This window comes from Novosphingobium sp. GW821-FHT09E05 (genome assembly GCF_059416165.1).
On sequence record NZ_JBWKOQ010000002.1, the window covers coordinates 167,114 to 176,023 of the forward strand.

The following is an 8,910-nucleotide window of genomic DNA, read 5'->3' on the forward strand; positions in this document are numbered from 1 at the left end:
GCAGGGGTCGCGACTTCAACCCCGAAGCGGCGCGGAAGCCGCCTTGCGGGCCGAATTGCGCGGTGAAAAAAGAATGAAGCGCTGGTGGGCAGACTGGCTCTGGGCCTTTGCGCTGACGCGCCGGTGGCGCACGACTTCAAATATCCGTCGCCCCCGCGAAGGCGGGGGGTTTGTCCGTTGATGCAGCCCCGCGCCTTATGGCGTCCTCCCTCAGTCCCCGATCATCTGGAAGAACTGGCGTCCGCCGAAGATGTGCACGTGCAGGTGCGGCACTTCCTGGTGGCCGTTGGTGCCCATGTTGACCATCAGGCGGTAGCCCGGCCCGTCAAGTTCCAGCTGGCGCGTGACAGTGCCCACCGCGCGCATGAAGCCGGCGATCTCGGCGTCGCTGGCCTTGGCGGTGAAGTCGTCCCACGACACGTAGGCGCCTTTGGGGATCACGAGGACGTGGACCGGCGCCTGCGGACGGATGTCGTTGAAGGCCAGCGCGTGCTCGTCCTCGTAGACCTTCGAACACGGCAGTTCGCCGCGCAGGATCTTCGCGAAGATGTTGTCGGCGTCGTAGGGCAGCTTCGGGTCGATCGGCATCTGTCTCTCCGGGTGGGTCGGCAGGTCAGTCTTTTACGCGCGCGGCCTTCTCGGCGATGCCGGATGTGCCTTCGCGGCGGTCCAGTTCGGCCATGACGTCGGCCAGCGGAACGTCCCGGTCGGCCAGCAGGACCATGAGGTGGAACACGAGGTCCGCCGCCTCTCCGACCAGCGCCTCGCGGCTTTCGGTCAGCGCGGCGATCACCGTCTCGGTCGCCTCCTCGCCCAGCTTCTGGGCAATCTTGCCGGTCCCCTTGGCCTTGAGGCGGGCAACATAGCTCGAATCGGGATCGGCGCCGAGACGCGTGGCGATCGTCGCCTCGAGGCGGGCGAGAGTGTCGGGATTGCTCATGATGCGCCGGTCAATGCGATGCGGCGCGGGCGCGGTCAAGCGCCCGATGGATCAGTCCTCGCCGCGCTTGGACGAGAGCTTGCGGCCGATCGCGACGCCGGCGACGCCCAGGCCCAGCAGCAACATGCTACTGGGTTCGGGAAGCGGAACGCCGCCCGCCGCGTAGGCAGGGCTGGATGCCGCGAACATCGGCACGAGCGCTGGCAAGTAGCTGAGGATTTTCAACGGGGGGGATTCCTGCTAGTCGAACCTGACTGGGGGCGCAGATCGCTGCGTTCTTGCATTGCAGCAAGCCCGGTTAAGCGGCTGTCCCGATACGGGGCTGTTGGGAGACGAGGGGTTGCCGATGCGAAGTCAGCCCCGCGCCGGGAGTCCCGCCGCGCGAAGGGCCGCGTGGGCCTCGCCGATCGAGTGCTTGCCGAAGTGGAAGATCGAGGCCGCCAGCACCGCACTGGCATGGCCCTGCGTGACGCCGGCCACCAGATGATCCAGGTTGCCGACGCCGCCCGAGGCGATCACCGGCACCGAGACCGCATCCGCGATCATCCGCGTCAGCTCGAGGTCGTAGCCGTTCTGGGTGCCGTCGCCGTCCATGGAGGTGACCAGCAACTCGCCCGCGCCGAAGCCCGCCAGCTTCACGGCATGGTCGAGCGCGTCGATCCCGGTCGCCTTGCGGCCGCCGTGGGTGAAGATTTCCCACCGGCCCGGCGCGACCTTGCGCGCGTCCACCGAGGCGACGATGCACTGCGAGCCGAACTTCTCGGCGATGTCGGCCACCACTTCGGGGCGAGAGACGGCGGCGGAGTTGACCGCCACTTTGTCCGCGCCCGCCAGCAGCAGCGCCCGCGCATCGTCGGCCGTGCGCACGCCGCCGCCGACGGTCAGTGGCATGAAGCAGACCTCGGCGGTGCGTTGCACCACGTCCAGCAGGGTGCCGCGCCCCTCGTGGCTGGCGGAAATGTCGAGGAAGCACAGCTCGTCCGCCCCGGCAGCGTCGTAGGCGCGCGCCTGCTCGACCGGGTCGCCGGCGTCCTTGAGGTCGACGAAGTTGACGCCCTTCACCACCCGTCCGTCACGGACGTCGAGGCAGGGGATGACGCGGACACGCACGGTCATTCAGGTCACTCCACGGGCTTGAAGAACAAGAGCACGGCGAACACCGCCACCACGGCGCACAGGACGAAGTTGAACGCGGTATAAAGGCGGAACCTGCGCGGATCGTCCTCGCGCCGGACGGCCACGGTTGAGCGGCGGCGGCTGAACAGCATCAGGCGGACCTGGCCCTCGCGGTAGTCACGGACGGCCCAAAGCACGCCCGGCACGAAGATGGCGAGCGCCAGCACCGCGATCAGGCGGTTGTCGTTCACCCCTCGCGCTCGGCCATCTGGATCGCCGCCGCGAGGTCGAGGCGGCCTTCGTAGAGCGCGCGGCCGGTGATGACGCCCTCGATCCCGTCGCGCGCATGGAGCGCGAGCAGGCGGATATCGTCGAGACCCTTGACGCCGCCGCTGGCGATCACCGGGATATCGACGCGGCGCGCCAGATCGACCGTGGCGTCGATGTTGACGCCCTTGAGCAGGCCATCGCGGCCGATGTCGGTGAACAGCAGGCTGGCGACGCCCGCATCCTCGAAGCGGCGCGCCAGATCGACCACGGCGACGTCGGAGACGTCGGCCCAGCCTTCGGTGGCGACCATGCCGTCCTTCGCGTCTACCGCGACGACGATGCCGCCGGGAAATTCCTTTGCCATGTCGCGCACGAACTCGGGGTCCTTGAGCGCCGCCGAACCCATCACCACGCGCGATACGCCAAGGTCGAACCAGCCGGCCACCGCCTCGCGGGTGCGGATGCCGCCGCCCAGCTGCACATGGCCCGGGAACGCCTCGATGATGGCCTCGACCGCCTCGCGGTTCTCGGCCTTCCCTGCGAACGAACCGTCAAGATCGACGACGTGGAGGAACTGCGAGCCGGCCTCGGCGAACATCAGCGCCTGCGCGGCCGGGTCGTCCCCGTAGACGGTGGCGCGCGCCATGTCGCCTTCGGCCAGGCGCACGACCTGGCCCTGCTTGAGGTCGATGGCGGGGAATACGATCATGCTCACGGCTTCCAGTCGAGGAATCGGGTCAGGAGAGCGAGGCCGAAGCCCTGGCTCTTCTCGGGGTGGAACTGCACACCGACGACGTTGTCTTTCGCCACCGCCGCGACGAGGCCGCCGCCGTGGTCGGTCATCGCCGCGATCGTGGCTCCGTCGTCGGGCGCGAAGTGGTAGGAGTGCAGGAAATACGCCTCGCCCGCCTCGATCAGCCCGCTGGCCGGGTCGTGGCGGCCGAGCGCGACGTCGTTCCAGCCCATGTGTGGGATCTTGATCATCGGATCGGTGCGCTCGATCAGCTCAACCTGCCCGGCGACCCAGTCCAGCCCCGGCGTCTCGCCGTGCTCGAGCCCGCGCGTGGCGAGGAGCTGCATGCCCACGCAGATGCCGAGGAACGGCGCGGCGCCGACCTGAACGCGCTCGGTCATCGCCTCGACCATGCCGGGAATGCCCCAGAGCCCCGCGGCGCAGGCCTTGAACGAACCCACTCCGGGCAGGACGATGCGGTCGGCGGCGCGCACGACCGCGGGATCTGCGGTGATCGCCACGTCCTCGGCGCCAGCGGCGCGCAGTGCGTTGGCGACCGAGTGGAGGTTGCCCGCCCCGTAGTCGATCAGCGCCAGCGTCATTTGAGGCCGGCGATGCTGTCGTCGAGGAAGCCCGCCGCCCATTCGATCACTTCGAACTCGGCGACGCCGCCCGTGATGAAGGGGTCCTGCGCGGCCAGCGCGGCGATCTCGTCGCGGCTCTCGCCCTTGGCGAGCAGGATACCGCCCTCGCGCGGGACCTTGCGGCCCCAGCCGAGCAGGTGTCCGGCCGCATGGCCCGCCCGCAGCCAGGCGACGTGTTCGTCGAGGAGCGCGTCCACCTTCTCGATGGGAGCGGTGTAGGTGAGGGATACGATGAAGCTGGCCATCAGAGTGTCGCCTGTCCCAGAATGCCCTTGGTCGACGGGATCGCCCCGCCCTTGCGCGGATCGAGTTCCACCGCCTGCCGCATGGCGCGGGCGAAGCCCTTGAAGATGCCTTCGCAGATGTGGTGGTTGTTGCTGCCGTAGAGCAGTTCGATGTGGAGCGTGATACCCACGGCCTGCGCGATCGAGTGGAACCAGTGCTCGACCATCTCGGTGTCGAACTCGCCCAGCTTCTCCTGCGTGAAGGCGGCCTTCCACACGAGGTAGGGGCGGCCCGAAATGTCGAGCGACACGCGGCTCAGCGCCTCGTCCATCGGCGAGTTCACGTCGCCGTAGCGGCCGATCCCGGCCTTGTCGCCCAAGGCCTGAGTGATGGCCTGGCCGATCGCGATGGCGCTGTCCTCGGTCGTGTGGTGCTGGTCGACGTGGAGGTCGCCCTTGATCCGGCAGGTGATGTCGATCAGCGAATGGCGGCTGAACTGCTCGATCATGTGGTCGAGGAACCCGATCCCGGTCGAGACCTGGTAGGCCCCTGTGCCGTCGAGGTTCACTTCGACTTCGATGTCGGTTTCGTGCGTCTTGCGGATGATCGAGGCTGTGCGCATGGCTGCGCCTATAGACCCGTGGCGGACAGAATCAATCGTCGAGCAGGTCGGCCGCGGCCCAATGTTACGCACCCCTCCTTAGCGCTTTTCCTTGGATAAAGGAGCGAGTAGGCATTTTTCACGAAGGTAACGGGTTGACCACGCGAAGAAGCATGAGCACGTAGGGCGCGATGAACGATACCCCGCCAGACAGCATGATCCCCTACGATGAAATCGTGCAGGAGGCCCTGCGCGCCGTCGTCGGCCGCGTGCTGGGTCAGGTCGAAGCCGGTGGCGGCGTGCTTCCGGGTAGCCACCACTTCTACATCACCTTCAAGACCGGCGCGCCCGGCGTGGGCATTCCCGCAGACCTGCGCGCGCGCTTCCCGGACGAGATGACCATCGTGCTCCAGAACAAGTTCTGGGACCTGGCCGTCGGCGAACAGGGCTTCACGGTGAGCCTCAGCTTCAACCAGATGCCGACCAAGCTCGACATCCCGTTCTCGGCGATCACCGCCTTCGTCGATCCCGCCGTCGATTTCGGCCTGCAGTTCCAGGCCATGGCCGACGACGACGCGGAGGACGACCTCTCCGCTTCCGCCGGCAACGACGAATCGGAACGCGATCTCGCCTCGCGCATTACGCCTAGCGAGGACGGCTCGAACGTCGTCTCGGTGGATTTCGGCAAGAAGAAGTGATCGGGCGGCCTCTCGCCCGCAGCTGATAGGGCTAGGCGATGGCGACCAGATTCAAACAGCAGGCGAAAAAGGCCGCGAGCGCCGTCAAGATCGCGCCCGCCGGCCTCAAAAAACTGGCCGACAACGGCGGCGAACTGCACGGGCCAAGCCCGAACCCCGCCACCAACCTCGTCATTGCCGACATCGTCCTGCGCACGGGTACCACCCTCGCCCGCCGCGCGGTGGAGCGCGGTGTGCTGGGCGCCAGCTATTCGCCGAAGAAGGCGAAGTCGATCCTTAAGGGCCGCACCATCAGCGAGACCCTGCTGCACGGCGCCCTTGCCCGCGTCGCGCTCGGCTCGATCCCGGGGGCCATCGTGGTCGGCGGCGCGCTCGTCGCCAAGACCCTCTACGACCGCAGCCGCAGCCGGCAGGCGCGCGCCGAAGGCGCCGCGGAGCTGCACGAGCAGGCCGTGGAGGGCGCGGCGGAGTAAGGCGGACACCGTTTCTCCCCTGAAACGACACAGGATCGCCGAAGGTGCAGGCCTGCCAACGGCCCGATCAGCAACATCCTGTCCTCCACTAACTCCGTCGCCCCCGCATAGGCGGGGGCCCCGCTTCCTTGCGACAAAGAAAACAAGCGGGGGCCCCGCCTTCGCGGGGACGACGGATGGTAAGTGGCGGTTCAGAACGTCCGCGGCTCGATGGCCTTGTTCAGCCCGATTTCCCCCGCACCGGGCCCACTCCACCTTGATTTGCGCGCGATCCCTCGGCATCGGGAACCATGGTACAGATCGACCCCTCCCCGGAATCGACCGGCACGCTGGCCCGGCGCGGCCTGATGTTCATCATGTCCTCGCCGTCGGGCGCGGGGAAGACGACCATCTCGCGCATGTTGCTGGAGCACGATCCGCACATCTGCAACTCGGTCTCCTGCACCACGCGCCCGCCCCGCCCCGGCGAGGTCGACGGCAAGGACTACCACTTCGTCACCCAGCAGCAGTTCGACCGCATGGCCGAGGACGGCGACTTCCTCGAATGGGCGACGGTCTTCGGGTACAGCTACGCCACCCCCAAGGCGCAGGTTAAGGCCGGCCTCAAGGATGGTCAGGACTACCTGTTCGACATCGACTGGCAGGGCACCCAGCAACTCTACCAGAAGCTCGAACGCGACGTCGTGCGCGTGTTCCTTCTCCCCCCCAGCATCGAGGAACTGCGCCGCCGCCTCACCGGCCGGGGCACCGACAGCGCCGAGGTCATCCACGGCCGCATGGAGCGCGCGCGCTCGGAAATCAGCCACTGGGATGGTTACGACTACGTGGTGGTCAACGACGACATCGAAAGCTGCTTCGAGCAGGTGAAGAAGATCCTCGCCGCCGAACGCCTTCGCCGCGCCCGCCAGACGGGGCTGATCGGTTTCGTGCGCGAACTGATGCAGCCGGGAGACTGACCGCGCCCGTCCGGCGACCCACGCACCCTTGCCCCGGCCAGCTTCTCGCTCTAGGCCGCGCCGCGACAGTTTCAGCCTTTCGGAGACCAAGCCCATGTCCGACCTCGCAGCCCAGATCGAAGCCGCCTTCGACGCGCGCGACACCGTCACTCCCGCCAGCGACGATGTGCGCAAGATCGTCGATGAGGCGCTCGAACTGCTCGATTCGGGTCAGGCCCGCGTCGCCGAGCCGGACGGCCAGGGCGGTTGGAAGGTCAACCAGTGGCTCAAGAAGGCGGTGCTGCTCAGCTTCCGCCTCTCCGACAACGCCGTGATCGACTACGGCGCCGCGGGTGCGCCCGCCTTCGACAAGGTTCCGCTCAAGTTCGCCGGCTGGGACGAAGCGCGCTTCAAGGCCGCGGGTGCGCGCGTGGTGCCCGGCGCCTGCGTGCGCCGCAGCGCCTACATCGCCAAGGGCGTGGTGCTGATGCCCAGCTTCGTGAACCTGGGCGCGCACATCGGCGAAGGCACCATGGTCGATACCTGGGCGACCGTCGGCTCCTGCGCCCAGATCGGCAAGAACGTCCACATTTCGGGCGGCGCCGGCATCGGCGGCGTGCTCGAGCCGCTCCAGGCCGGCCCGGTCATCATCGAGGACGGCGCCTTCATCGGCGCGCGTTCGGAAGTGGCCGAAGGCGTGATCGTGGGTGAAGGCGCGGTGCTGTCGATGGGCGTGTTCATCGGTGCCTCGACCAAGATCGTCGACCGTGCGACCGGCGAAGTCCACATCGGCCGCGTGCCGCCCTACGCCGTCGTCGTCCCCGGTGCGCTGCCCGGCAAGCCGCTGCCCGACGGCACCCCCGGCCCCTCGCTCTACTGCGCGGTGATCGTCAAGACCGTCGACGCGCAGACCCGTTCGAAGACCGGCATCAACGAACTCCTGCGCGACTGACGCTGTCCCACGCGGGGCGGGCGGCGGAACGCTACCCGTCCTGGCGTGTTGTCTGGTGCAAAGGGTCTGTCCAAGGCCCGCGAAACCGGAGACACGCCATGGAAACGCAAGGCCAGGAAGTCCATCTCGACAAGGAAGAAGCCCGCAGCGGCGAGACGCCGGGCGTGGTTCGTTATGTGCTGCTCATCAGCCTCGTGCTGGTCATCGTCGGGCTCTCCGCGGTCTGGATGACCGGCGCGCTCACCACGCCCGAGACCGGTGGTCACACCGACACCGAAAACGCGGTTTCCGAACAGGCCGGCCAGAAGAACTGACGGCGATGCCAGGCACTTTAGGCAAGGGCGCCAGGGTGCGCTGGCACTGGGGCGAGGGCTCCGCCGTCGGCCGGATCGCAGAGCGCTTCGAACGCCGCGTCAGCCGTACGCTCAAGGGCAAGCGCATCGTCCGCAACGGCACGCCGGACAACCCCGCCTACCTGATCGAGCAGGACGACGGATCGCGGGTGCTCAAGCGCGCCTCCGAGCTCGAGCGGGCCTGACATGGCCGAACTTTCCCGTTTCACTACGGCGCAGGACGAGGTCTTCCCGCAGGTCCGCGCCGAGCTCGTGCGCGGCGACAAGCGGAGCCACTGGATGTGGTTCATCTTCCCGCAGCTTGCCGGCCTCGGCACCAGCCCCCTCGCGCGGGCTTACGCTCTCGACGGTCTTGGCGAAGCGCGGCGCTACCTCGCGCATCCGGTACTCGGGCCGAGACTGGCGGAATGCACGCAGCTGATGCTCGGCTGGGCCGGCAGGCGCAGCGCCGTCGCGATTCTGGGATCGATCGACGCGCTCAAGTTCTGCAGTTCGATGACCCTGTTCGAACTTGCAGCCATGGAGCACGGCGGCGAGGCAGAACGGTTCAGCCACGCCCTCGACGGCTTCTGCCAGGGTCGCCGCGACGAACGCACGCTGCAACTGCTGGGCCCTGCGCAGACCCAATCCCTGCCTCGCCGGGCCGGGAACTTTTTTCCGCGCCTTGGCATTGTATGAGACGGCCCGGATAAAGTGCGGCCACCGAGACCGCCGCCCGGCCGACGGGAGAGCCGTTATGGAACGTGTCGGAGACGAAGTTCATCTCCACGATGACGAAGCGCGAGGCGGAAGCACGCCTCACATCGTGCGTTATGTCCTGCTTGCCAGCCTGATTCTTGCCGTCCTGGCGTTGTCCACCATCTGGATATCCCGGGCGCTCTACGAACAGGCCCCGCGCGGTCAGGCCGTCACGGCGGAGCAGCACGCGCTGGGCAGCTGATCCGTTCAAAGGTTTGGGAATACAGGGAAG

Annotated in this window: 17 protein-coding genes; 8 read left to right on the forward strand and 9 right to left on the reverse strand. The window is 67.7% G+C overall.

Annotation, left to right across the window (positions count from 1 at the left end; translation table 11 throughout):
- Window positions 1–210: 210 nt before the first annotated feature.
- From AC07M9_RS12570 to hisB, 9 genes are all read right to left on the reverse strand, one after another.
- Window positions 211–588, reverse strand: a complete 378-nt coding sequence (locus AC07M9_RS12570; RefSeq protein WP_494884091.1) for a histidine triad nucleotide-binding protein — start codon at window positions 586–588, stop codon at window positions 211–213.
- A gap of 25 nt (window positions 589–613) precedes the next feature.
- The gene (locus AC07M9_RS12575) at window positions 614–940 is read right to left on the reverse strand and encodes a phosphoribosyl-ATP diphosphatase (protein ID WP_494884092.1); all 327 of its coding nucleotides are present in this window, start codon (window positions 938–940) and stop codon (window positions 614–616) included.
- Window positions 941–991: 51 nt separating this feature from the next.
- The gene (locus AC07M9_RS12580) at window positions 992–1,165 is read right to left on the reverse strand and encodes a PEP-CTERM sorting domain-containing protein (RefSeq protein ID WP_494884093.1); all 174 of its coding nucleotides are present in this window, start codon (window positions 1,163–1,165) and stop codon (window positions 992–994) included.
- Window positions 1,166–1,294: 129 nt separating this feature from the next.
- Window positions 1,295–2,056, reverse strand: a complete 762-nt coding sequence (gene hisF / locus AC07M9_RS12585) for an imidazole glycerol phosphate synthase subunit HisF (protein ID WP_494884094.1) — start codon at window positions 2,054–2,056, stop codon at window positions 1,295–1,297.
- Between the two features lie 5 nt (window positions 2,057–2,061).
- On the reverse strand, window positions 2,062–2,307 hold the full coding sequence (locus AC07M9_RS12590; RefSeq protein ID WP_007685634.1) for a hypothetical protein: 246 nt from the start codon (window positions 2,305–2,307) through the stop codon (window positions 2,062–2,064).
- Entirely contained in the window at window positions 2,304–3,035 is a 732-nt protein-coding gene (gene hisA / locus AC07M9_RS12595) for a 1-(5-phosphoribosyl)-5-[(5-phosphoribosylamino)methylideneamino]imidazole-4-carboxamide isomerase (protein ID WP_494884095.1), read from the reverse strand. Before hisA ends, AC07M9_RS12590 begins: the two co-directional genes overlap by 4 nt.
- A gap of 2 nt (window positions 3,036–3,037) precedes the next feature.
- A complete protein-coding gene (gene hisH / locus AC07M9_RS12600; protein WP_494884096.1) occupies window positions 3,038–3,661 on the reverse strand; it encodes an imidazole glycerol phosphate synthase subunit HisH in 624 nt (207 codons plus the stop codon).
- Window positions 3,658–3,948: a YciI family protein gene (locus tag AC07M9_RS12605; RefSeq protein ID WP_494884097.1), complete on the reverse strand. Its 291-nt coding sequence runs from the start codon at window positions 3,946–3,948 to the stop codon at window positions 3,658–3,660. Before AC07M9_RS12605 ends, hisH begins: the two co-directional genes overlap by 4 nt.
- Window positions 3,948–4,550, reverse strand: a complete 603-nt coding sequence (gene hisB, locus AC07M9_RS12610; RefSeq protein ID WP_494884098.1) for an imidazoleglycerol-phosphate dehydratase HisB — start codon at window positions 4,548–4,550, stop codon at window positions 3,948–3,950. Before hisB ends, AC07M9_RS12605 begins: the two co-directional genes overlap by 1 nt.
- 170 nt (window positions 4,551–4,720) lie before the next feature.
- Here hisB and AC07M9_RS12615 point away from each other — a divergent pair, with 170 nt between their 5' ends.
- The 8 genes from AC07M9_RS12615 to AC07M9_RS12650 all read left to right on the forward strand — a co-directional run bounded on the left by AC07M9_RS12615 (window position 4,721) and on the right by AC07M9_RS12650 (window position 8,880).
- Window positions 4,721–5,227, forward strand: a complete 507-nt coding sequence (locus AC07M9_RS12615) for an SspB family protein (protein ID WP_494884099.1) — start codon at window positions 4,721–4,723, stop codon at window positions 5,225–5,227.
- 38 nt (window positions 5,228–5,265) lie between these two features.
- Window positions 5,266–5,700, forward strand: a complete 435-nt coding sequence (locus AC07M9_RS12620; protein WP_494884100.1) for a hypothetical protein — start codon at window positions 5,266–5,268, stop codon at window positions 5,698–5,700.
- Between the two features lie 290 nt (window positions 5,701–5,990).
- Window positions 5,991–6,656 (forward strand): guanylate kinase, encoded by a 666-nt coding sequence (gene gmk, locus AC07M9_RS12625; RefSeq protein WP_494884101.1) that lies wholly within the window; start codon window positions 5,991–5,993, stop codon window positions 6,654–6,656.
- A 94-nt stretch (window positions 6,657–6,750) separates the two neighbouring features.
- A complete protein-coding gene (gene dapD / locus AC07M9_RS12630; RefSeq protein ID WP_494884102.1) occupies window positions 6,751–7,587 on the forward strand; it encodes a 2,3,4,5-tetrahydropyridine-2,6-dicarboxylate N-succinyltransferase in 837 nt (278 codons plus the stop codon).
- 98 nt (window positions 7,588–7,685) lie between these two features.
- Window positions 7,686–7,901: a hypothetical protein gene (locus tag AC07M9_RS12635; RefSeq protein WP_494884103.1), complete on the forward strand. Its 216-nt coding sequence runs from the start codon at window positions 7,686–7,688 to the stop codon at window positions 7,899–7,901.
- Between the two features lie 5 nt (window positions 7,902–7,906).
- Window positions 7,907–8,125 (forward strand): hypervirulence associated TUDOR domain-containing protein, encoded by a 219-nt coding sequence (locus tag AC07M9_RS12640; RefSeq protein ID WP_494884104.1) that lies wholly within the window; start codon window positions 7,907–7,909, stop codon window positions 8,123–8,125.
- A 1-nt stretch (window position 8,126) separates the two neighbouring features.
- Window positions 8,127–8,618 (forward strand): DUF1810 domain-containing protein, encoded by a 492-nt coding sequence (locus tag AC07M9_RS12645; RefSeq protein WP_494884105.1) that lies wholly within the window; start codon window positions 8,127–8,129, stop codon window positions 8,616–8,618.
- A 58-nt stretch (window positions 8,619–8,676) separates the two neighbouring features.
- Window positions 8,677–8,880, forward strand: coding sequence for a hypothetical protein (locus AC07M9_RS12650; RefSeq protein ID WP_494884106.1), 204 nt, complete (start codon window positions 8,677–8,679; stop codon window positions 8,878–8,880).
- Window positions 8,881–8,910: the final 30 nt, after the last annotated feature.